Annotated in this window: 17 protein-coding genes and 1 pseudogene; 5 read left to right on the top strand and 13 right to left on the bottom strand. The window is 62.2% G+C overall.

Translation table 11 applies throughout. The annotated features are described in order from the left end of the window. Positions 1–5 precede the first annotated feature (5 nt). Positions 6–287: a chaperone modulator CbpM gene (locus tag LG047_RS12165; protein ID WP_227966939.1), complete on the top strand. Its 282-nt coding sequence runs from the start codon at positions 6–8 to the stop codon at positions 285–287. Between the two features lie 72 nt (positions 288–359). Further along, entirely contained in the window at positions 360–1019 is a 660-nt protein-coding gene (locus tag LG047_RS12160) for a MarC family protein (RefSeq protein ID WP_227966937.1), read from the top strand. A 27-nt stretch (positions 1020–1046) separates the two neighbouring features. Here the strand turns inward: LG047_RS12160 and LG047_RS12155 are convergent, their stop codons facing one another. The 6 genes from LG047_RS12155 to LG047_RS12130 all read right to left on the bottom strand — a co-directional run bounded on the left by LG047_RS12155 (position 1047) and on the right by LG047_RS12130 (position 10292). Further along, entirely contained in the window at positions 1047–1457 is a 411-nt protein-coding gene (locus LG047_RS12155; RefSeq protein ID WP_227966931.1) for a helix-turn-helix domain-containing protein, read from the bottom strand. Positions 1458–1673: 216 nt separating this feature from the next. Further along, positions 1674–4718 carry a plasma-membrane proton-efflux P-type ATPase gene (locus LG047_RS12150; protein ID WP_227966929.1) on the bottom strand — a complete coding sequence of 1015 codons (3045 nt, stop codon included), beginning with the start codon at positions 4716–4718 and terminating at the stop codon, positions 1674–1676. Between the two features lie 53 nt (positions 4719–4771). After that, on the bottom strand, positions 4772–5944 hold the full coding sequence (locus LG047_RS12145) for an acetate/propionate family kinase (RefSeq protein ID WP_227966926.1): 1173 nt from the start codon (positions 5942–5944) through the stop codon (positions 4772–4774). A gap of 5 nt (positions 5945–5949) precedes the next feature. After that, positions 5950–7290: a bifunctional enoyl-CoA hydratase/phosphate acetyltransferase gene (locus tag LG047_RS12140; protein ID WP_227966924.1), complete on the bottom strand. Its 1341-nt coding sequence runs from the start codon at positions 7288–7290 to the stop codon at positions 5950–5952. Positions 7291–7338: 48 nt separating this feature from the next. Continuing rightward, positions 7339–9600, bottom strand: a complete 2262-nt coding sequence (locus tag LG047_RS12135) for a DUF3141 domain-containing protein (RefSeq protein ID WP_227966922.1) — start codon at positions 9598–9600, stop codon at positions 7339–7341. Positions 9601–9944: 344 nt separating this feature from the next. After that, the gene (locus tag LG047_RS12130; RefSeq protein WP_227966920.1) at positions 9945–10292 is read right to left on the bottom strand and encodes a hypothetical protein; all 348 of its coding nucleotides are present in this window, start codon (positions 10290–10292) and stop codon (positions 9945–9947) included. Between the two features lie 197 nt (positions 10293–10489). Here LG047_RS12130 and LG047_RS12125 point away from each other — a divergent pair, with 197 nt between their 5' ends. Beyond that, positions 10490–11647, top strand: coding sequence for an AI-2E family transporter (locus LG047_RS12125; RefSeq protein WP_227966917.1), 1158 nt, complete (start codon positions 10490–10492; stop codon positions 11645–11647). Between the two features lie 534 nt (positions 11648–12181). On the opposite strand, the pseudogene LG047_RS12120 reads toward LG047_RS12125, so the two are convergent. The 4 genes and pseudogenes from LG047_RS12120 to LG047_RS12105 all read right to left on the bottom strand — a co-directional run. Continuing rightward, positions 12182–13018 (bottom strand): annotated as a pseudogene (locus LG047_RS12120) (TAXI family TRAP transporter solute-binding subunit); the annotation flags it as partial. Positions 13019–13046: 28 nt separating this feature from the next. Continuing rightward, positions 13047–13409: an MscL family protein gene (locus LG047_RS12115; protein WP_227966915.1), complete on the bottom strand. Its 363-nt coding sequence runs from the start codon at positions 13407–13409 to the stop codon at positions 13047–13049. A 55-nt stretch (positions 13410–13464) separates the two neighbouring features. After that, a complete protein-coding gene (locus tag LG047_RS12110) occupies positions 13465–14901 on the bottom strand; it encodes an MFS transporter (protein ID WP_227966914.1) in 1437 nt (478 codons plus the stop codon). Then, positions 14898–15803 (bottom strand): polyphosphate kinase 2 family protein, encoded by a 906-nt coding sequence (locus LG047_RS12105; RefSeq protein WP_227966913.1) that lies wholly within the window; start codon positions 15801–15803, stop codon positions 14898–14900. Before LG047_RS12105 ends, LG047_RS12110 begins: the two co-directional genes overlap by 4 nt. Positions 15804–16065: 262 nt before the next feature. Here LG047_RS12105 and LG047_RS12100 point away from each other — a divergent pair, with 262 nt between their 5' ends. After that, on the top strand, positions 16066–16569 hold the full coding sequence (locus tag LG047_RS12100) for an SH3 domain-containing protein (protein ID WP_227966912.1): 504 nt from the start codon (positions 16066–16068) through the stop codon (positions 16567–16569). A 90-nt stretch (positions 16570–16659) separates the two neighbouring features. Then, positions 16660–16986, top strand: coding sequence for an acid-activated periplasmic chaperone HdeA (gene hdeA / locus LG047_RS12095; protein ID WP_227966911.1), 327 nt, complete (start codon positions 16660–16662; stop codon positions 16984–16986). A 561-nt stretch (positions 16987–17547) separates the two neighbouring features. On the opposite strand, the gene LG047_RS12090 is transcribed toward hdeA, so the two are convergent. The 3 genes from LG047_RS12090 to LG047_RS12080 all read right to left on the bottom strand — a co-directional run bounded on the left by LG047_RS12090 (position 17548) and on the right by LG047_RS12080 (position 22213). Further along, the gene (locus LG047_RS12090) at positions 17548–19335 is read right to left on the bottom strand and encodes a hypothetical protein (protein ID WP_227966910.1); all 1788 of its coding nucleotides are present in this window, start codon (positions 19333–19335) and stop codon (positions 17548–17550) included. 224 nt (positions 19336–19559) lie between these two features. Beyond that, positions 19560–20753: a hypothetical protein gene (locus tag LG047_RS12085; protein ID WP_227966909.1), complete on the bottom strand. Its 1194-nt coding sequence runs from the start codon at positions 20751–20753 to the stop codon at positions 19560–19562. 857 nt (positions 20754–21610) lie between these two features. Continuing rightward, positions 21611–22213 (bottom strand): polymer-forming cytoskeletal protein, encoded by a 603-nt coding sequence (locus LG047_RS12080; protein WP_227966907.1) that lies wholly within the window; start codon positions 22211–22213, stop codon positions 21611–21613. Between the last annotated feature and the right edge of the window lie 163 nt (positions 22214–22376).

The raw sequence follows: 22376 nt of genomic DNA, 5'->3' as shown, positions 1-22376 counted from the left end.
GACCCGTGAAAGAGCAGGAATTTCTGCAAACCATCGCGCTCGATCGCGTGACGTTGAACGCGTGGGTCGCCGAGGCGTGGCTTGCGCCGAACCAGAGCTCAGGCGAGCCAGATTACAATGAGATGGATCTTGCGCGCGCCCGGCTAATCCTGGAGCTACAGAAAGACATGGGCGTGAATGATCCCGGCGTCGGCGTCATCCTGCATCTTCTCGACCAGCTTCACGGATTGCGCAGTGCGATGAAAGATCTGCTAGAAACGGGACTTACAGAGCGGTCCATTTCTTGATAACGCTTCCCTTAAGTCTGGCGACAGTCACCGCGCTGGCTAAGTAAACACCCTCACTGCGGAGACTTCTGCGTGTCGACAGCCTATGAGCTTTTGCCGATCTTCTTCAGCGCTTTTACGACGCTGCTGGCAGTCATCAATCCGTTGGAAGTTCTGCCGATCTTCCTCTCTCTCACACACGACAAGGACAATCCCTCGCGTTACGCGATCGCCGTTCGCGCTTCGCTCTATACGATATTGCTAATTCTTTTCTTCCTCTTCTTCGGCGCTTTCGTATTGAAGATCTTCGGCGTCTCGCTCCATATGGTGCGCATCGCCGGCGGCATCGTCCTGACTCGCATTGGCTTCGAGCTCTTTACGCCGTCGCGATCAGGTCAAAGCGCCTTTCTCGACGTCGGGGCCGACGCCAACATCGCCTTCATGCCATTGGCCATCCCTTTGATGTTTGGCCCTGGCGTTATCGCGACGGTGCTCGGCATGATGGCGACAATCGAGAAAGCGCCAAGCGAGCTCGCGGCCTATGCCGCAATACTCGGGGCCGCCGGTCTAGCTGTCTTCGTTACGTTCCTTTGTCTGGCTTTCGCAAGCCGGCTGGTAAATCGGCTTGGGCGCACCGGGATCGACGCCGTCACCCGCATCGTCGGCTTCTTTGTCTCGGCCATGGGTGTGTCGCTGGTCTTCAGCGGCGTCATGGGCGCGCTCCTGACCTATGGCATCAAGGTCGTAGTTTAGAGAGCGGCTGGGGGGTAGCCAGAAGCTTCACGTGCGACTTGAGGACATCAGTTTCATCGCGCGCTCGAAACCGCGTTTCTCAAACCGAGCAAGATCAGAGCTAAAGGCGAACTTGCCTCGTCTCATCGCGAGCCGCCAAGCCGCATTATCGGTCTGGGTCACCCAGCCTCGGCGCTCCAGCGATAAAAGCTTCCGTCGCACCGTTTGTCGGGGAATCCCTGTTTTTTTGGCGATACGAGACGCCGTAAGAGGAGCAACCTGTTCATCATGCGCCGGAACCGGCTCGGCGGAGCCCGACTGAAAATGAAGGATGACAACCTCCATGACGAGCATTTCCTCGAGATCGCCGAACACTTGCAAGCAATCGAAAAGATGCTCGGTCAGAAACCTGCCAAAACGATAGCGAAAAGATGCGCATCCTTCGTCCCGGGCTTCCACAGAGCTTCTCTCCTCGGGAGGCGAGTTTCGTCTTGCTAGAGCGCTCATCTTTGGGGCTCGCGACCATTTTCTGTATGTAGACCGTCACACAAAATAAGGGGTGTGAAGGAGGAATGCGCTCAAGGTGAGCGACGAGTCGTTTTCCTTTTCTCCAGTTTGAGAGGGGCCAGTCAAAAGGGACGAGCGCGGCTGTCCCCGCGCTCGCACCTTTAATTCTCATTCGTCGACGGCGAGCGCGCACTCCGCGCCTTTGGCCCTGATCGCCTCACAGAATTCGGCGGCCTCGACCTTATCCTTGAAATCGACGATTTCGAGGAACCAGGCGGTCTGGCCGTTTTTCTCTTTTTTGGAGATCGTCGGCCGATGCGCGCCGATCACGGCCGGCGCACGCTTTTGCAGCTGACGCCATTTGGCGTTGGCGCGCGCCTCCGTCGGCAGGGCCCCCAGTCGCGCGGCGACCTTCGCGACGGCGGTCGGCGCCGGAGCCGGAGTGGCGGCCGTCTTGTCCTCGGGACGCTCCGCGACGGGCGCGGCGGGCGTCGCCGTCGCTTCGCCGGCCGGCGCCTCGACGATGGCGGGGCCGGCGACGGGCGCCTCCGCAACAGCGGCAGGGCGCGCCTCGCGCGCGACAGCCGGAGCGGCGCTCTCCGTCGCCAGATGGCTGCCCCAAAGGAGCGCCGCGACGGCGGCGAGACCGAGCACGGTCGCTACATGGTCCGCGACGTGGCGGACCGGCGCCATCGCAGGCGCGGCCGGTGACGCCGCCGCGGCGTTGCGCACGGTCGGGCCCAGGCGCTCGGTCAGCCGCGACAGGAACGGCGTCGCTTTGGCGGCGCGCGCGTCGAGCTCGTGATAGATCGCGAGCTTGGCGAGGTCCTGAACGAACATCCAGACGAGGTTGTAGGCCCAGACGAGGCCGATGAGCTCCCACGGCAGCGCGGGGACGAGCACGCCATAGGCGCAGAGAAGCGCCGCGACGATCTGCGTGGCGACGATGGCCCAAAACAGCGCCGTCCCCGGGAAGGGCGGCGTCCAGAACGGCCCCTTGGTGCGCGTCACGAACAGCATCAGATGGCCGCCGACGACGAGCTGCAGGAACAGGATCGTCTGCAGATGACGCGAGTCGAGATGCAGCACATTCTGGCCGAGGACGAGAAGCCCGAAGCTCTGGATGACGGCGAGGGCGCCGAGCACCGAAGACACGACGAGCACGCGGTCCATCTGCCAGCGCACCGGCCGGCTCGGCACCTTCGCCCGGTCGAAGGCGATGGTCATGATCGGTATGTCGTCGAGCAGCGCCAGCATGATGATCATCACCGGCGTCAGCGGGAAGAAGCCGTAGACGATGGTCGCCAGCACGATGAACACCATGATGTCGAGCGTCATGGCGATGCGATAGAGCGTATAGCTCATCATGCGCTCGAAGATGCGCCGCGCTTCCTCAATACCGCGGATGATGGTGGAGAGGCCGGGCGCGGTGAGTATGAGCGCGGCGGCGGCGCGGGCCGCATCGGTCGCGCCCGAAACTGCGACGCCGATGTCGGCCTGTTTGAGCGCCGGCGCGTCATTGACGCCGTCGCCGGTCATGCCGACGATGTGGCCGCGCTCCTGCAGCGCCTTCACGATCGCATATTTATGCTCGGGAAAGACGCGGGCGAAACCATCCGCCGCCTCGATGCGCTGGGCGATGTCGGCCGGAATGTCGCCCTTGGCCACTCCGCCCTTGAAGAGATCCGTCGCGGGCTGAATGCCTGTGCCGAGACCGAGATCGCCGGCGATCTGCTGGGCGATGGCGACATCGTCGCCCGTGACCATCTTGACGCGAACGCCATAGCCTTCCGCCCTGGCGATCGTTTCCTTGGAGTCGGCGCGCGGCGGATCATAGAGCGGGATGAAGCCGAGGAAGCGCCAGGCGCCGCTCGCGTCCGTGCGCGCGACGCCGAGCGTGCGGAAGCCCTTCGCGGCATAATCATTGACGGCCTTGTTCGCCGCGTCGAGATCGGCGCCTTCGAGTTTGGCCAGCGCCACAATGACCTGCGGCGCGCCCTTGGCGGCATGGAAAACGGCGCCGTCCGGCCCCTTCACCGTCGCCTCTGTGCGCTTGGTCACCGGATCGAAAGGCTGATAGGCCGTCTGCGTATAGGTCTTGAGCGACGCGTCGTCGTGCAGGCCCGCGAGCACGGCGAGATCGATCGGATCGCGATCCTCCGCCTTGGAGGCGAGAGAGGCGACGAGCAGCGCCTCCTTGGGATCGGCGCCCTTCCAGGGGCTGACCTCGCCGAGGGTCAATTTGTTCTGCGTGAGCGTTCCGGTCTTGTCGGAGCAGAGAATTTCCATCCCCGCCATTTCCTCGATCGACTCCAGGCGCGAGACGATGGCTTTTTCGCGCGCCAACAGTTTCGCGCCGAGCGCCATGGTGACGGAGAGCACCGCCGGCATGGCGACGGGAACAGAGGCCACGAGCAGGATCAGCACGAATTCCGCGAGCCGCAGCACATCCGCGCCGCGCGACAATTGTACCGCGATGAGGATCACGGCGAGAACGCCAGCGGCGGCGATCAGGAAGTCGCCGATGCGCATGACGGCGGCCTGGAAATGCGAGGTCGCGCCGGCGCTTTGCACCAGCGACGCCGTGCGACCGAAGAAGGTGCGCGCGCCGGTCTCGGTGACGACCGCCTGAATCTCGCCCTGCTTGGCGATGGAGCCGGAATAGAGAATGTCGCCCGGCTTCTTCGAGACGGGGAGAGACTCGCCTGTGAGCGCCGCCTGATCGACGCTGAGATAGTCGCCCGACACGATGCGCGCGTCGGCGGGCACGACGTCGCCCAGCCGAACGCGGACAATGTCGCCCGGCACGATGTTCTTGGCGTCGATCTCGCTCCAGGCGCCGTCGCGCAACACCTTGGCTTTCAGCGCCAGCGCGTTCTTGAGCGCCTGAAGCGCGTTCGACGCCTGATGCTCCTCGAAGAAGCCGAGCACGGCGTTGAAAACGAGCAAAGCGAGAATGATGGTGAAATCGCCCCAGTCGCGCACGACCAGCGCCATGATCGCGGCCGCCTCGATCATCCAGGGGATCGGGCCCCAGAAGAAGCGGAAGAACAAAACCCACTCGCTGGTCTTCTTCTCTTCCAGCGCATTCGGCCCATAATGCGACAGCCGGTCGGCCGCCGCCTTGTCGTCGAGACCCTTGTGCGGATCGGTCGAGAGCGCCGCGAGAACCTCGGGGATAGGCGATTTGGACAAATCTACGCGCGCATCCATGGCGACGCTCCTTTCCAAAAGCAAAAAAGCCTGAGCCGGGCGGCGGACTCCCGTCACAGACCGAGAACGGAGGCGGTATGTTCTGCGATCATCAACTCTTCATTCGTCGGGATCACCCAGACGGAGACCCTGCTCTCCGGCGTCGAGATACGCTCCGCATTGCGGGCGTTGGCGGCGGGGTCTAGCGTGATCGCGAGCCAGGACAGTTTTTCACAAAGCGCCGCGCGCACGGAAGCGGAATTCTCGCCGATGCCGGCGGTGAAAACGAAAGCGTCGAGCCCGCCCAGAACGGCGGCGTAAGCGCCCGCATATTTTGTCATGGAGTAGACGAAATAGTCGACCGCCGCGATCGCGCGCGGGTCCTTGCTGTCTTGCAACTCGCGCATATCTCCGCTCAACTCCGAGAGTCCGAGCAGGCCGGCGTCGTGATAAAGCGACTTTTCCAGTCCCGCGACGTCAAGCAGACCTCTGCGCAAGATGTAAAACAGAACATCCGCCGGAACGTCGCCCGATCGCGTCGCCATCGGCAGGCCGGTGAGGCCGGCGAAGGCCATGGTCGTCTCGACGCTACGGCCGTCCAGCATGGCGCACATGCTGGCGCCGCCGCCCAGATGCGCCGCGATGACGCGCCGCGCCGCCGGCGCGACCTTCTTCACCTGCCGGCTGATGTAATCATAGGAAATGCCGTGATAGCCCCAATGGCGCACGCCCGCGTCGCGCAGCGTCTTGCTCACGGCGTAAGTCTTCGCCGCTTCCGGCATATTGTGATGAAAGGAAGTGTCGAAGGAGGCGACTTGTGGGAGAGCTGGAAAGGCCAGAGCGATCGCCTTCACGCCCTGAACATTATAGGGCTGGTGCGACGGCTCGATCACGGTGAGCCCGTCGAGATAGGACAGCGTTTCCGCGTCGATACGCGCGGGGCCGGCGAAGCGCGTTCCGCCCTGCACCACGCGATGCCCCGCCGCGACGATCTTCAGCCCTGCGATGTTCTGCTCCATCCAGGACAAGGCGAAATGCAGCGCCCCCTTGTGATCGAGCGTCTGCCCCTGCCCCCAATCATGCGTAGCCAGAACCTTGCCGTCGCTCGAGGAGACCGAAAAACGCGGATGGTCGAGCATACCCTCGACCTCGCCACGACAGACGACGGCGAGCGTCTGACCCGTCGCATAGCCCGCGAATTTGAGGCTGGTCGAGCCGGAATTGATGACGACAATCGCCTGCGTCATGCGCCTCACTCCGCGGTTTCGGGAAGAATCGTGTCGGGCTCCCGCGCCAGCGCGTCGGCGTAGAGAACCGCCGCCGCCGCCGAGAAGCGCCGCGCCGCCGGGCCGTCCGCGCGGCTCGTGAGGATCACCGGCACGCGCGCGCCGACGACGAGACCCGCCGTCTGCGCGTCGGCCATGAAGGCGAGATCCTTGTAGATCATATTGCCGGCTTCGATATTCGGCGCGATCAGCACATCCGCCGCGCCAGCAACCGGCGACACGATATGTTTTATGCGCGCAGCGTCGGCATCGACTGCTGCGTCGAGGTCGAGCGGGCCATCGACGATCCCGCCGACGATCTGGCGGCGGTCCGCCATCTTCGCCAATATGGCGCCGTCGAGCGTCGCCGGCATTTTGGTGCGCACAGTCTCGACCGCCGCCAGCACGGCGACCTTCGGCGTTTCGACGCCGAGCGCCCGCGCAAAGCCAATGGCGTTCTGGCAGATGTCCTTCTTCTGATCCGTGTCGGGCGCGATATTGAGCGCGACATCCGTGAGAACGACGCTCCGCGCGTAGGTTGGAATCGAAATCGCGGCGCAATGGGAGAGCAGCCGGCCCGTGCGCAACCGGGCCTCCTTCTGCATGACGGCGTGCAGCAGAACGTCTGTGTGAAGGCTTCCCTTCATCAGCGCCTGAACATCGCCCGCCCCCGCGGCCGCGGCCGCCTTGGCGGCCGATTCTTCGGAATCGGCCGTCGACACGATCGTGCATTTCGAGAGATCGAGCTTCGCGCCCTCGGCGAGCTTCGCAATCTCGGCTTGTGGTCCGAACAGGACCGGTTCGATCAGCCCGGCTTCCCGCGCTTCTAGGGCGCCGGCAATGGCCGCCACGCTGCAAGGATGTACGACCCCCGTGCGCATCGGCTTCAAGGCGGCGCAACGCGCGAGCAAAGAGTCGAGCCGATGGTCCGCGACCTCGACGGCGACGGGCGCGACAGGCGCCGTCGCTTCCAGCGTCGCGGTCGCGATGCACGCGCCGGCGGAGTCGACGCATTGTCCATCGAGCGCGACGACATTGCCCTGACGCTTTTCGCGCAAGGTCAGCCGCAGCGTCAGCGGCGCGCCGACGGGCAAGGCTCTGCGTATCTGCACGAGGCAGGACGTCACAAGAGATCCTGGTCCGGGAAGCGCCGTCGCGGCGAGCGACGAGAACAGCGCGGCGACGACTACGACCGCCTGCTGATCGCCGCCCGCCGCCGCCCCGCTCATCGCGGCCCAGGCGCGCATGTCCTTCGGCTGCAGGTTTCGTTCCGCCTGCGCCGCATCGCCGACGCGCAGCGCCTCGAATGTCTTACCCTCGATCTTCATGCCTCGAACTCCCACAGGCCGCAAACAGTCCCGAGACCCTGCGAAACTTTAGGTGGCGACGAGCGGCTCTCCGGCTTTTTGGGGCGTCGGCGAAGCGGAAGTCGAAATCTGCGCCGGCGGCGCGGCGGCGAGAACCTGCTCCAGCCTGTCCAAGCGCTGTTTCTCGCCGGGCGTCAGCGCATCGGAGACGATCGACTTCACCTGCCGCAGCAATTCGACGGCGCGCCCGGCCGGGATCAAGATTGGGAGCGGATCGATCGCCCGGTCGCGTTCGAGAAGCAGAACCGCGAACTGGTTCCGGACGATCTCCTTATAATGCTCCAGCGTGACGTGAAGCAGTTGCTGTCGCGCGGCGTTCAGCGCCGCCGCGACGCGCTCGTCGAGGACGCGTTCGGAGAGGGCGACATAGAGCACGCTGCGGATCAGCGCCTGATCATAGCCCCCGGTCTTGAGCTTCTCGGCGTAGGATTTCGCCGCCTCCGCGCGCCGTTCCAGAATTTCCGGCGTCGTGCCGGGTAGGTCGCGCGGCTTGTCTCCCGAATTTGCGCCCACGGCCGCCTGCACCACGGGCGAGCCATAGAAGGCGTAGAAGAACTGCTCGGTCAGACGATCGCGCACGTCGCGATAGGCGTTGAGCGCCGTCGTGATCTGATCGGAAAGCTGCTTCTCGGCGATCGCCAGCGGATTGGACGAATCGACGGGCTTGCGCTCGGCTTGCGCCTGCTCTGCGAGTGGCGCAATCGCCTTCATCCATGGATTGGAGTCCGCGAACATCGTATAGCTCATCCGCAGCGGATTGAGCTGCCGCGCCGCGTCGGCCATGGGCGCGTTGGACATGGCGCGAATGAAGGGCTGCGCGAAGGTGCGGTAGCAGGAATGCGTAATCTCCGACACGCGCGCCGCCGTCGCAAAGGCGCGATCATCCGCCTCGCTGTTGCGGCCGAGCGCGCGAATGTCGTCGAGCGTGCGCATTTCGAAACGCGTCAGCCAGTCGCCTGTGGTGAATTCCACTTCGACCGTTCCCGACGGACGAGGCGCAATGACCATTTCATAAAGGCCCGGCGGGAGGCAGTCGACCACATCCATCAGCCGCACCATTTCCTCGTCCTCTTTCGCGCCGATCTTGGCGGAGACGAAAATGGCGAGATGGCCAACCTTGTCGTTGAGGCAATAGACGATCGTGCGACCGGTCGCGCGAATGTCATCGACATCCTTGTAGAGATCGAGAATCCATCCCAGCGTCTGTTGCGGCGGGCTGATGTTGTCGCCCTTGGAGGTCAGGACGATGATCGGCGAGGTGACGTTGCGAATGTCGAAGGTCTTGCCGTCGCTCGACTTGAGCTCGTTGCGCGTGAGCTTGTCGCCGATGAAGAGTTGGTCGACGAGAAACTGAATCTCACAGCCGTTGAGCTGGATGAAATCGCCCCACCAGCGCTCGAATTCCATGAAGCGCTTGGTTTCCGTGTCGATATTGGCGTAGACCTGATATTGCTTGCCCCATAGCCAGTTGGCCGGGTTGAGATTGTCGAAGTTGAGGATCAGCCAGGTCCCATCGAAGAGCCCGTTGCCGAGATCGCTCGTCATGGCGGTGAGCCAGCTTCCGCCGAGCATTCCGCCAGAATAGCGTATGGGATTCTTGCCGTGCACGCCCTGCCAGTAGGACATGGGCGAGCCCGCCATCATGCAGGGGCCGAAGAGGTCCGGCCGCAGCATGGCGACCATCAGCGTCTGGTAGCCCGCCTGACAATTGCCGATCGCGAAGGGCCTCGGCGCGTCGGGATGCAGCGCGACGACATGCTCGAAGAAGGTCACCTGTCCTTCGACAATGTCGAGGAATTGCTGGCCCGGTTCGGGTTTGGCCGCGAAGCCGATGAAATAGACGGCGTGGCCAGCGGCGAGCGCGTCGCCGATCTCGCTTTGCGCCTTGAACCCGCCGATGCCCGGCCCCTGCCCCGCGCGCGGATCGACGACGACGACCGGACGCTTGCGCGGATCGATGACAGTTCCCTCCGGCGGCACGATGCGCGACAGCGAAAAATTGATGGGCTTCGGCAGGGACCTACCGCTGATCAGAATTTCATGGTCGAAGCGCAGCACCGTCGCCATCGGCCGCGAGGTCATCTCTTCCTGCTCGTTGCCGCGCCGCCGCAACAGATCGAGAAACAACACGGTCCGTTGAAAAGCATCCGTGAGATAGTCGCCGACGACCGGCGCCCTGAATTCGGGCAAGGCGGTCCGAAACGGATCGTTCTTCGTGACATCCATTGCGGCTGTCTGCGTAAGAGAAGTTGAAGCCGGCTGTATGGTCATGACGCTCTCCGACAGACCCACCTTCGTCGCCGCGTTGCAGCGCCACAAGGCTCTCGAGCAATCGCAGGATCTACGATCTACTTCGCGAATAGCATGGGGTTGCGCAGTGCAACATAGACTTGGCGCCCGGAATGAGCACTTGCGCGCGGCGCGCGGCTGCATTCTGCTTTTACAAACCTGTAGTAAAGGGGAGTAGCGGCTTGATTATCAATGGAGAAGCTCCGTCAGTGGCGAAGCGGCTCTTTATAAAGATAATACTTAAGAAGGCAGGAGACGTTTTTTAGAGTGTGCGCAACATCTCCCGGGCATTGCGTTCGGCGCAGCAGTTGCCCCTCTCGCCGCGCTCACTCTCCACTCGCCCATGAGAGGGCGTCCTGGCGGCGGCTGTACGGGAAGACGGTCGGCTCTCCGCCGCCTTTATATTGTTCGGCTTCACTGACGGCGTCGTCCGGGACAACGAGCGCCCAACGGCGATACTGAGGTGGCTTCGCTGCGGCGGCCGTCTCGAGCGCAGAAACGATCTCGGCAAGATAGCCGTCAAGATCCGGATCCACGAAGAGAATGAACCCCGACGCCCCAGCCGGCGCCGCCTTTGCGAGAAGAAGGGCCTGCGCGACATCTTGCGCGATGACCGTGCCATTCGCAGTGAGACCAAATACCCCGGCGGGCAATCCAGCGGTTGGATCGAGCATGGAAGCGCTCCTTTTGTAGGGCGGGAAAAACGCTCGCATAAAATAACTCACGAATTTGAGCGATTGTCCGAACGACAGGAGTATAAAAGCGGTCGTTGATCGGTCAATGAGTTCTCTGCTCATTTCGAGCGGCGGTCGCCTTGGCCGCGCGATCGCGCCAACGTATTCTGATACTCAACTCCACCATATGGCCCCCCATGAGCCCTCCACCGGACGAACGGATCGTCGCTCCCCGAAATCACAGATGGATGGATGTTTTCTGGAAAGGCGCAAGAAGGCCCGAAGCAGGCGATGGGGCCTCGCTACGCGACCACAATGCGATCGAGCTTGCTATCCGGCTCTCGCTCATCGCCATCCTCATCTATTGGACGGCGGTCATCATTTTCCCATTCGCGCCGATCATCGCCTGGAGCGTGATCATGGCGGTCGCGCTTTATCCTGTTTTCGCGTGGCTTTCGTCCCGTCTCGGCGGCCGGCCGCGTCTGGCCGCCTTGGCGCTCACCTGCGTGAGCCTCGTGCTGGTCGTCGGCCCGGTCACCTGGCTCGGCCTCGATCTGATCGAAGCCTCGACGGGCCTCATCGACAGCGTCAACGCCGGGAAGCTTGCCGTTCCGCCGCCGGTGGCGTCGGTGAAGGAATGGCCGCTCGTCGGGCAGCAACTCTACGATTTCTGGTCGCTCGCCTCGACTAATTTGCGCAGCGCTCTCGCGCCTTTGCTCCCGCAATTGAAGCCGCTCGGCGAGAAGCTCATCGAGGCGGTCAGCAGCGCCGGCGTCGGCACGCTGAAATTCCTGCTGTCGGTCGTCGTCATGGGATTTCTGTTCCTCTACGCCCAGCCTCTCGTCGCCGTGGTCGAAAACCTCGCGTCGCGGATTGACGGGGCGCAGGGCGCGCGCTTCGTCGCTCTCGCGGGCGACACGATCCGCGCCGTATCGCGCGGCGTCATCGGCGTCTCCCTGCTTCAGGCGGTCGTCGCGGGCGCGGGCATGACGCTCGCCGCCGTGCCGGGCGCGAGCGTGCTGACGCTGCTCGTGCTCATCCCCGGCATCGTGCAGGTCGGACCCGGCCTCGTTACGGTACCGGTGGCGATCTGGGCCTGGCTCAGTCTTTCTCCCCTGCCCGCCCTGGGCCTCACCATCTGCCTCGGCGCGGTTAGCCTGTCAGACGCGCTGGTCAAGCCCTTCTTCCTCTCGCGCGGTCTCACGACGCCGATGATCGTCACATTTGTCGGCGTGATCGGCGGCATATTGGCGCATGGCATCATCGGCCTCTTTGTGGGACCGATCGTCGTCGCCGTCGCCTGGAATCTTGCCGACGCCTGGCTTCACGATCGTGACGCCGGGAGTGGACGCTGACTCTCGCTTTGCATAGGGCGCGCCGCGTGAGAGACAGGTGCGGACGTAATCGATGTGCGAACGCAGGACGAAATAGTCGCCCGAAAGCTCGCGCGGCAGACGCAGGGCCATCGCGGCGCGCTCCATCTCGTTCAACGGGTCGAGCCAGGCCTCGCGTCCCGTTTCGCCCGGAGAGTCGATGACGCGCTTTTCGAGCGCGGCCAGACGTTTGTAGACCGCGCCGATCTTTATCCGACCCTGCTTGACCCGATAATCGAAGATGAGCTTGATCGTCGGATAGGACAGAAGAAACAGCGGCACGACGTAGAACGACAGCCGGCCGAAAAATTCCGCGAGCCAGAACGGCATGTATCTCATCAGAAACGGCGCGCCGCTCTTGTAGAATATCTTCGCCTCGTCGCTTTCCGGAATGTCGTCGTTCTTGAACGCCGGGAACTCTCCCCGCTTTTCGAAGAAGGCGGGGCGTCCATTGACGGCCTCCGCGGCTTGCAGAAACAGCATCTGAATGGCGGGGTGAAGCGACTCCTTGACCACGAGGTCGGTCGTCGTCGCGATGATGTGGGCGTCCTGCGGCGGGAAGTTACGCGCAAGGTCGAGGCCGCCCATCGGCACCACCAGCGCCTGCCAATGGTTGACGATCCGCGCATAGGCCGGCGCGCGGGCGAAATTCGCCAGTTGCAGTTGGGGATTGCCGACGAGCGAGCGGATGTTCGGCGAATCCGCGCCATCGACGAGAAGCACGGCGTCCACTTCGTTCCGATTGATCGCGGCGACAGCCTCGGCCGGGGACATGATGATCAGGTTTTTCGGGACGGGCTGCCTGTTGAGCGCCAGGAGCCGCATGGCGGCGGCGTAGGAGCCGCTTTCCGGCGGGCCCGTCGCGATGCGGCGTTCGCCCAGCTCCATGAATTTCTGAAGCTTGCCGCCATTGTCCGAGCCGCGGAAAAACAGCCAGACGGGCGCGTAATTGAGGCTGCCCAGCGATCTGATGCGGTCCGCCGCGCGTGGGTCGACGAGCCCGGCCTGGACGAAGGCTGCGTCAATCTTCTTTCCCGGATCGCCGATGAGCCGTGCGTTTTCGAGCACGCCCTGCGTCTGAACGATCTCGAGCCGGATGCCGCGCTCGGCAAAGAATTTACGATATTCCTCGGCGAAGGAGCGATAGGCCGAGCCGGGCGCGCCGGCCGCGAGCACGATGCGACCGGGCGGGGGCGGATTCGAAAACAGCAGAACGCCGAAGAGCGTCGCGGCCAGCGCAATGACGAGGTAGCGATGTTCGAGAAGGAGCTCGAAATCGCTGACGAGTTCCTCTCTCACCGCCCCCTGAAACGATCGAAGCCAGTCCGAAAGCCGCGTTTCTCCCTTGCCCATGGCCCAAACCGCCCGATCCCGCGCGCCGCTATTTCTCGGCCTGCTCCCTGGCCTGATCCTCGCGTCGCCACTCGCGCAGGCCATGCGAAATCAGGAAGAACAGCGTCGCGGCGATGATGAAGTAAACGAGGGCGATGATGAACTGGCCGTAGCCGATCACCGCGCCGACCTGCTTCGCCTCCGCATAACTCATATCGGCGTGCACGCCCGGTCCCACCGGAATGAAGTAGTCGGCCATGTCGCGGTTGTTGCCGGCGAAATGGCTGATGAGCGGCATGATGATGTCGACGACGAGAGAATCCACCACCTTCACGATCGCCAGGGCCAGCACGATGGTGAGCGCGATGTCGAGCGCACCCGCCCGCGCGAGATATGCCTTGAGACTGCGCATCTTTCCTGCTCTTCTCCAGTGCTTTCCGTCTTAATCAGCAAACTTCGCCCGGCTGCTAATCCTCCTCCAGCGCGCCCTCGTCGTTGACGGCATGGGCGAACCAGGCTGTCGCCGCAAGGCCCGCGAGGCTGACGAGGGTCATCAAAGCGACGACGCCATCGAGGCCCCACGCGGCTTGCAGTTGCGGCGCCACGAAAGTTCCGAAGGTCGCGCCGACTTTCGCAGCCCCGGCGGCGAAGCCGCTCGCCGAGGCGCGAACGGCGGTGGGGAAAAGAGCGGGGGCGAGAATGAAGGTCGTCGCATTCGGCCCGACGTTCATCGAGAAATTGAACAGAACGAAGCCGGCAATGATGAAGCCCATATGCGCATTGGCGCCGTCATTCGCGACCGCCGCGAAGAGCAGCAGCGCCATCCCGACCGCCATCCCGAAGAAGCCGGCGATTTGCATGGGAATGCGGCCCAGAGCCGGAACCGCCCAGAGGCTTGCGAGAAAGCCGACGAGCAGGAAGAGATCGACAAGAGCGCTCCCTTCCGCGTCGGCGAAATCCGCGGCGACCGGCCCTGTGCCGTCGCCGCCGAAATGAAGCGCGCCGAGAATGACCGGCGTGAACAGGCCCACGCCATAAGTGGCGACGTCCATCAGCATCCAGGGCAGGGAGACGAGCAGCGTCTGCTCGCGAAACCGCGGACTGAAGAGTGTCCCGAGGCCCGCCCCACTCGACGTCGACGGCGGCGCGGCGGCTATCAGCGCCGCGACCGGAGCAGCCTGCGCAAGGGCGGAAGCCGGCTTTTCGTCAAACTCGCGGCGCAGCAGCACGAGCAGCGCCCGCGCCTCTTCTATCCGCCCCTTCGTCGCCAGCCAGCGGACGCTTTCGGGCGCGCGCATGCGGGCGAGGAGGAAAATGATCGCCAGCACGCCGACCGCGCCAAGGAGCAGCCGCCAGTCTCGGGTTTCCGGATAGAGGGTGGTGACAGCGAGCCCGACTACCGCGGCGGCGAACATGCCGACCGACTGCATGGCGATGGTCGCCACGGTCATCCGGCTGCGCATCGCGCGCGGCATCATCTCCGAGACATAGGAGGCGCTCGTCGGAAAATCCGCGCCGACGCCGACGCCGGTTAGAAACTGGGCGGGGACCAGAAGCCAGGGATCGGGCGCGAAGGCTCCGAGCGCCGACGCGATGGCAATCACCGCCATGTCCAGCATCAGGACGCGCTTTCGTCCAATCTTGTCAGCGAGGAGCCCGCCGAGCCAGGCGCTCGCCGCGGCGCCCAGCACGAGGGCGGAGCCCATCAGCCCGATGAGCAGGGGCGAGAGCGTGAACTCATGTTTGAGCAGCGGCAGCGACAAGCCGAGGGCGACCACCGAAAAGCCGTCCAGAAACGCCCCGCCGCTCGCGGCAAGCCAGAGCGCATAGTGGCGCCATGTCATCGGCGCCTGATCGAGGGCCGAAAAGAACGACGCCGGGCTTGCGGCCGGCGCGTGAGTCACGACCGCGCCGCCGATTCTGTGGAGTCTTCAGCCTTCCCGTCGCCGCCTACCAACTTCTTCTTTCTGGACTCCGCCTCGCTCGCCTGGTGATACAGCCGTCGGATTTCCTCTATGTCGACCGTCGGCTTGGGAGCCTCGATCTTCATGTCGTCCAGCGCGTCGGCGACGATCGCGGACATAGCGAGATTGCGGAACCATTTGTGGTTGGAGGGGATCACGAACCACGGCGCATGCTCGGTCGAGCAGCGCGAGAGCGCCGCCTCGAAAGCCTCTATATAATCGTCCCATTTGTTGCGCTCGGTATAATCGGTCGCGCTGATCTTCCACTGATGCGTCGGATCGTCGAGGCGCTCTTTGAAGCGCGCAAGCTGCTCCTCTTTCGAGATGTAGAGGAAAAATTTCAGAATTGTCGTATTGTTTTCGACCGACAGCAGCTTTTCCCATTCGTTGATGAAGTCGAAGCGCGGCTTCCAGATTTCCTTCGGGGCAAGCTTGTGCACGCGCACGACCAGCACATCCTCGTAGTGCGAGCGGTTGAAGATCGCGACGTTTCCGCGCGCCGGCGCATGCGGGTGAATTCGCCACAGGAAGTCGTGATCGCGCTCCTCGGCGGTCGGCTGCTTGAACCCTGTCACCTGTACCCCCTGCGGGTCCATCGCGCTCATCACATGCCAGCACGAGCCGTCCTTGCCCGCGCCGTCGATGCCCTGAAGGACGATCAGGAGCGAATGGTTGCGCTCCGCATAGAGGGCGCGCTGGGCCTTGGTAATGCGCTGCAAATGATGTTGCAGCTCCTCGGCAGCCTCGACGTCGTTCGCGTGATTTCCGTGAAACCCCGGGTCGATCGACGAGAGGTCAACCTTCGAGCCGGGATCGATGCGAAAGCGTTTCGTGAAATTCATCTTGCGCTCCGGTTTGCCCGGGACAGGGCTTTTCCCGCATCATTTTGTCCTGCGCGCGACCCAAGCCGTCAAGTCGCCGACTGGCCAAAATGATCAGAGTCCGCGTTATGGGCAGGCGCGTGCTTGCGAAACGCATCGACTGGGGTCTGGCCAACGGCTTCCATGGAACCGTGAGACCGGCGCAGCGGCGCTCAAAACGGTCACCTGCTGCGTCGTCATTATCTCCAGCGTGTGGTCAAATAAGGGGTCAAGGAGGAACAAAATGAGTTTCAGCCAGATGACGCTTCTCGCGGGTGCAGCGGCCTTTTTCGCCGCGACGGCTGGCGAAGCGGACGCGCATTCTCTTGTTAGCCCCGCGACCGTTCGGTCCGGGCCAGGAATTCAATGGCCGGCCATCGCGAAAATCCCGGCGGGGGTCGATGTAAATGTCTCCGGCTGCTACTCCGGCTGGCAAGGCGGCTGGTGCGCCGTGCAGTGGAAGAAAGTGAAGGGATATGTGCAGGTCGGCGCGCTGGCGCCCTCGGGCGCCAATGACGTCATCGTCGCCCCCATCGTCACGATCGATAACGTAAATCTGCGTAAGGGGCCGGGCACGAACTGGCCCTCACTCGCAGTGGTTCCCTCTGGCGAGAAGGTCGATGTCGCATATTGTTCGCAAGGCTGGCTCTATGGCTGGTGCAAGATCAGCTATGAAGGCCAGGCGGGCTTCGTTAACGGGTTGGTCCTGAGACGCCAGAATGCCCCTTACGCCACGACTTTCTACTAATCTTGGTGTGGACCGGCGGCGAATGGTCATCGAAAGATCGATCAGGCTTCAGCGCCCGCGCGTCGGTCCTCGCCCCATCAGGGAGGCCCCATGAAACTGCGTTATTTCGCTTTTGTCGCCTGCCTGCTGGCCGCCCAGGGGGCTGTCGCCGACAACAAGAAGCCGGTCTCCAAATGGACCTGCGAGGAGTTTCTCGCCGTCGAGAGCGACTTCCAGCCCAAAGTCGTCTATTTCGCGACCGCGAAGGCAAAGGCCGGCAAGGCCGACTCCATCGTGGACATAGAGGGCACAGAGAAAGTCGTGCCGATGATCATCGACGACTGCAAGAAAGCGCCGGGAGAGTCTTTTCTGGCAAAGCTGAAGAATGCCTGGCGCAGCGTTGAGGCGGAAGCGAAGAAGGTGAAGGATAAAATGTGAATCTGCGGCCGGGCGCCGAGGAGAAGGAGCGACGGCGGTCCTTCAACTTGTCCGGCGCGCCAGAGCAATTGCTTGATAAACACGCGCCTAGAGGCGATTGCAAGCGATGGCGCCGAGCGTAAAGCACGCCAGACAGGAAAAAAACATCGCAAAGCCTTGCAAAATCGCTTCATGGCTCCTGACGCTCTGCACGGTTGCGGTCGGCGTAATCTCGGGCCTTGGCGCGGTCGTCTTTCGCGCCATGATCGCCGTGAGTCGGAGTCGAACATTGACCTCAGCTCGATTTTTCATTTCACAATACAATAATTACGCCTTGAACGGTTCGCCGGGATCACGGCTGAGCACCGATACCTTCTAGTGTAAGAGCACCGATTGCTATTATTATAAATATGTCATGATCATTTGCGCTGTGGTCAGGATTGGACGCCAATTGACGCCTCAATGCGTCGAAGCGGGAAACGCGCCCGCCCGATGCGAATTTGCGTTGAACGGAATTCGCTCACACATCAATTTTGCCGCGCGGTCGGACGCAGGACCGCCCGCGCTTTTAATGGACTCGCCTTAAAAAGGCGCGCCCACGACCGATTTTGCGGACAACTGCTCCTTCGTCAGAGAGGAGTAGGCAGCCCATGATCGGATGAAACAATTGCAGGCCTTTCCGCCGAAAGGTTCGGAACCCCAGAAAATCTTCGTCAGCACGCCATGTTCGCGGTCCCCGGCGGCGACGGGGCCGCCGTTCAGCGAGAGGGCGTTCCATACCGGCTCGTCGCCCCAGGCGACGCCGGCGCGATTGGTTCCGCGCCATATCGCAGTGTTGGTCGTGGACAATTTAGGAAAGGAAAAGGTGCTGTACAACGTGTTGTCGGTATCTTCGCCAAGGCCGATCGCGAGCTCGTCGCGGGCGCTGGTGAGACCAAGCAAAGCCATGTCCGTCGCTGGTAGCTGCCCGCTGGTTTCGACCACGAAGGCTTTGGCTTGGAGCAGAATCGGGTTTTCGCTGACGAGCATCTCGTCGCCCCGGACGACGAGCGAGGAGGTGGTCGCTATGGGCGACGTGGCGCCGAGCGGTCGCGTCTCGTTCGGAACATTCTCATTCTGCACATATTGCACGGCGATCTTGTCGCCGGGAGTCGTAATCTGAAAACACGTTATCGGGTCTTTTATGCCCGGTTGCACGAATGAGACGCGCGTCCACTCGGGTGTGATGGTCATCGCATGCCAGGTGGCCTTTGTTCCGGCCGTGGTTTGCGCATCCGTCGCCATGTTCACGACGCCGCTGCCGTTGATCCGCTTGACATAGGCGGAAAATATACGTTCGTGGAACCACGCTTTGGCGGCCTGGCAGATTGTATTCGTTGCGCTGTCGGCGCCCCCTGTCAGGCTGGATGCTCCATTGACCACGCCATCGACGCCCATCTGGTCGCGCGCGACTTTCATCGTCGCGCCGGGAACCCAGACCGGATTGGTCAGATCGTTACTGTATTTCAATTGATTTTGCCGGGCGTCTTCCAACATCAGCCCTGCGGGAACCCAGGCGGAGCCGTTGTAGGCGTATCCGAAGCGCGGGCCGTAATAGGGCGATTCGCTCGTGGGATAATAGTCGGCGCTGGTCGTCTGATAGGTCACGAGCGACAATTGTTCGCCAAAGACGTGAATGGATGAGCCGATCGCAGGGCCGCCATTGTCGCCGCTGGCGGGAGCGAAACCCGGGTAGACAGTCGCGGACGATGGAGCGAAGGCCTGGTCGACCTTGCACCAGCCTCCGCTGACGGCGGTCACGGTCAAAGTTGTTCCCGGCGCCGTCGTTCCCGCCGTGCAATTCGACAGATTTATCCATGAGGGATGAGACGAACCATCATATCGGTCGATCTGCGCCCAGGACGCTGCGCCGGGGGCGAGATAGAGCGTGTTGAGATAGTTCAGACCGGGCTCCACATTGACAGCCTGCCGGTAATTACCGCCTTTTTTCGCTGTCGATCGCATCGACCAGCCGGCCTTCCCACCGAAAGGATCAGCTTTGGCGGCGGGGACGATTTTCGCCGCGGCATAGCTCCAGGCTGGGTTGGAGAATGTATTGCTGTAGAGGAGCAGATTATTCGGCGCGAAGGTAAGTCTGCCCGTGCTGTCGAACATCGTAGCGTTGGCGCCGGTGCGCGTGAAAGTCTCGACGCCGCACAACTTTCTGCCTGTCACATAATTGCAGGAATAAAGCAGCGACCCGTCGGCCGGCCCTCGTGCCGGCGCGGTAACGGCGCCGGCTTCGTTCGACTGCGGTTGCGCCTCAACCTGCGTCGCAATCAATACGGAAGCGATTCCTGCAAATATGAACACACGCGGACAGCCGGCCATTTCGGATCTCCCTCCGCTTTTAATCTTGTGCGCGGCTCATCCTGCCCGGACTCCTTCGAGACGAGCGGGCCGGAAATCTTGACCGATATTTCCTCGATGGGCGCCGCGCCCGAATTCGTGAGCGGCCCGCACGCAAAAAAGGCTCGCTCCCAGGACTGGCAGCGAGCCTTATCTCGATGCCCCCCGGCTAGGCCGGGGAACATCTGTCGTTTATCCCGCGTATATCACTTCGGACGAGCGGGCGAGTCATGCGGATCCCACAGGACGCCACCCGTGGTGACACCGGCGCCTGTCGTGGTGTTTCCGATGATCGAGTCAGCGACCTTTCCATATTGATCGCCGTCGGCCACCGGCACCGGCCTTCCGTCATAGCCAATTTGGACGGACGACATGCTCACGCCGAGCAGGCCCATATTTTCAGAGCCGCGGCATTGTGAACTGGCGACGCCCTTCACGGCGAACCTGGCGTTCGGCGTCCTGATCACCTTGTATTCGAAGTTACCCGGGTTGATGAGCTCCGCCCCGCGTTCTCCGTGGAAATGGTGGCTATCACCGTCATCCCAGCGCTTGTATCCGAGCGGGACGAAATTGACGCTGTCCACGCAGACCCAAGAGGTGTGGAACGATTGTTCCTTGGAATTCCACACGTCGAAAACCAGCTTCGTCAGATGCCAGTCGTAGTCCTGACGCAGATCCTGGTTGCAGCTGATGACCGCCAGATCGTTTTCTTTGGTCTTCACCTGACCCAGTTCAGCGCCGTTCGGCATGAACTCGGCGGTGTTATACGCCGGGCAACCATCGTAATTGCCGCCCATGCCATTGAGCTTGATCTTGCCCGGTTCACCCTGAACCGTGTAAGGATCGGCCGGGAGACCACGCATGTTGCGCGCGACAAACCGCCAGGCATTGTACTGGAAGGCGGACTTCACGTCGGTGGGCTTTTCAGCAACAACACCGGGCTTTCTGCCTTCGCCGTAGATCACTGTGGCTTTGCCAGTCAGATGGTTGAAGGCGATCTGGTTATTGGCCGCAGTGTCGACCGCGAAACAAATCAGTTCGCCGCGGTAATGGCTTCCCGGCTTATAGCCGCCGTCCTGCGTGGGCCATTCGCCAGGCGTGACTCCATCGCCATCGCGATGCCCGACGGTCCAGGACACGGTCTGCTTGCCCGTCATCGTGAAGTCGAACGTGTTGCGGCCCTTGCTCTCGTTCACATAAGTGCAAAGGATATGAACGCTGCCGAGACCGTCGTTCGAAATCTCCACGAGCGTTTCCGCGCCCCTGTGCTTTTCGACCGTGATGTGCGGGAACATCAGGAGACTGCCCTTCTGGGAAGTGTTCGCGACGTTCCATCCGGCAAGCGCGGACCCTGCGGTCAGCGTCATGCCCAATGAAAGCATTACACCTATCTTTTTCATCACTAGCTCCTTCACTAGAGCTCCGCATTAGCTGCCGTCGCAGGACTAGTTATGCGGATCAATTAGCGAAGGGTGGCCATCAGCCCGCGAGCGCCTTCCGGAAGCATAATGTCGCTTCCGGTTGTCAGTCGGTCGAGTTGATGGCTGCCCCTCTCACATCCACTTCAATCAATATCGAAGCGGTCGACACGGAAAATGGAGAAAGATGAGCGCGAAGTCAACACGCGATTATATTCATAATGTCGCAACGCCCATATGATCGCATGCATGGTAAAAACGGCGCTGCGCCTTGGCATTTGATTGAAGAAACATTGGGATGCCGCCCGCTCGCTTCGGGCTCTATCCAGCCGGCTCGCCCGCCTCTCGATCAATCCTCCGCGAGGGATGTAATATTTTGAATGTAATTCCATTTTTCGGTTTGTGGCGCGTGCGCAAATTTGATTTCCGAAGTGACGCGCGGAGTCAGCGCCGCAAGGACTGAGCTCGATATCGCCGCATCGCCCAGAAAATTCCCGGGTCGCATCATCGAACGCGCATCGCCGTTGTCGACAATCAGAACTCGGAATTGTTCATCGCAAGTTTGCCGTCGTCGACCGAATCATGCGGCATTGCACCACACCCGCCACGACATGCGGCAAGCCTCTTGCGGTCAGGATAGAGGCGCCATCTGTGCTTCTTTTTTGGCTCGGCGGCTCGACCTCGAGTAGCGTGTCGAGAATGTTCGGGGTGATTGACGCGCCCCTTCGTCGCCGACATGGCGCGGACTACGACGCCTCCAGCGCGTACATCCCCCGCGCCGCCGACCTATATCTTTTCGAACACCGAAAATATTGCGTCGCTCTAGCAAAACCGCCTGATTATTTGCGGCCGAGAGCGTTGAGCTTTGCGCCAAGCGAGCGCTTTATCGGCCGGGGAGCGAGAGCGGCGACAGTTCCGCCCCGCTCGGCAAAATCTGCAGTCGACGCGCGAGAAGACGAACGTATGTCTTCCGGCGCCATGTCGGAATTCGCTCGCAGCTTCTCGTCGCCGGCAATCCCGTTCAAGACGGCTCCTCTCTCGACGAGGATTTCTCCACAAAGCCAATTTCCTGTCACGCGCGCTGAAGAACGCACTTTAAGCAGATGCTTGGCTGTGATGGAGCCGGCGACCTCTCCGGAAATATCCGCCTCGCTAACGTCGACCTGACCATTGACGACGCCGGAGGGCCCGACAGTCAAGCTTCTGCTTATGATTTCACCCTCCACCACGCCATCGATCACAACGGATTCCTGAGCCCGAAGCACGCCGGTCAGCTTCGCGCCATTTCCGACAAAAATGACGCCTTCTTCAGCCTCGAACTCAGCCATTGCGGCTTCTCCTTCGACGAATCGCATTTGCGCATGACGAAGACGTTCCGTCCGTGACGAGGCGAATTCATGGCCCGCCTCGAAGAGCTGCAAACTCTCGATTCCGTCGCTCATTGCCAAGGTCTCGTCAATACGCAGGGCTTCGATCTTGCGCCCACACCGCACTGCTTTGCGAGATTGCGCCGTCTGGCGACGGTCAGCCGGGATGTTGCATGCGGGACGCAGGAAATGGAGCGATCGTCGACATGCGGCCGGGCTTTCCGTCAGGGATAGTCTT

Source organism: Methylocystis sp. WRRC1 (assembly GCF_020733155.1).
Lineage (GTDB): Bacteria > Pseudomonadota > Alphaproteobacteria > Rhizobiales > Beijerinckiaceae > Methylocystis.
The sequence above is the reverse complement of the archived record's forward strand: the minus strand, read 5'-3'. Positions and strand labels throughout refer to the sequence as shown.

Coding starts and splice junctions, on each gene's coding strand:
- LG047_RS12100 (WP_227966912.1), top strand. CDS start 16,066: ATGAGTTTCAGCCAGATGACGCTTCTCGCGGGTGCAGCGGCCTTTTTC.
- LG047_RS12125 (WP_227966917.1), top strand. CDS start 10,490: ATGAGCCCTCCACCGGACGAACGGATCGTCGCTCCCCGAAATCACAGA.
- LG047_RS12085 (WP_227966909.1), bottom strand. CDS start 20,753: ATGAAAAAGATAGGTGTAATGCTTTCATTGGGCATGACGCTGACCGCA.
- LG047_RS12150 (WP_227966929.1), bottom strand. CDS start 4,718: ATGGATGCGCGCGTAGATTTGTCCAAATCGCCTATCCCCGAGGTTCTC.
- LG047_RS12135 (WP_227966922.1), bottom strand. CDS start 9,600: ATGACCATACAGCCGGCTTCAACTTCTCTTACGCAGACAGCCGCAATG.
- hdeA (WP_227966911.1), top strand. CDS start 16,660: ATGAAACTGCGTTATTTCGCTTTTGTCGCCTGCCTGCTGGCCGCCCAG.
- LG047_RS12115 (WP_227966915.1), bottom strand. CDS start 13,409: ATGCGCAGTCTCAAGGCATATCTCGCGCGGGCGGGTGCGCTCGACATC.
- LG047_RS12145 (WP_227966926.1), bottom strand. CDS start 5,944: ATGACGCAGGCGATTGTCGTCATCAATTCCGGCTCGACCAGCCTCAAA.
- LG047_RS12080 (WP_227966907.1), bottom strand. CDS start 22,213: ATGAGCGACGGAATCGAGAGTTTGCAGCTCTTCGAGGCGGGCCATGAA.
- LG047_RS12140 (WP_227966924.1), bottom strand. CDS start 7,290: ATGAAGATCGAGGGTAAGACATTCGAGGCGCTGCGCGTCGGCGATGCG.
- LG047_RS12130 (WP_227966920.1), bottom strand. CDS start 10,292: ATGCTCGATCCAACCGCTGGATTGCCCGCCGGGGTATTTGGTCTCACT.
- LG047_RS12090 (WP_227966910.1), bottom strand. CDS start 19,335: ATGGCCGGCTGTCCGCGTGTGTTCATATTTGCAGGAATCGCTTCCGTA.
- LG047_RS12105 (WP_227966913.1), bottom strand. CDS start 15,803: ATGAATTTCACGAAACGCTTTCGCATCGATCCCGGCTCGAAGGTTGAC.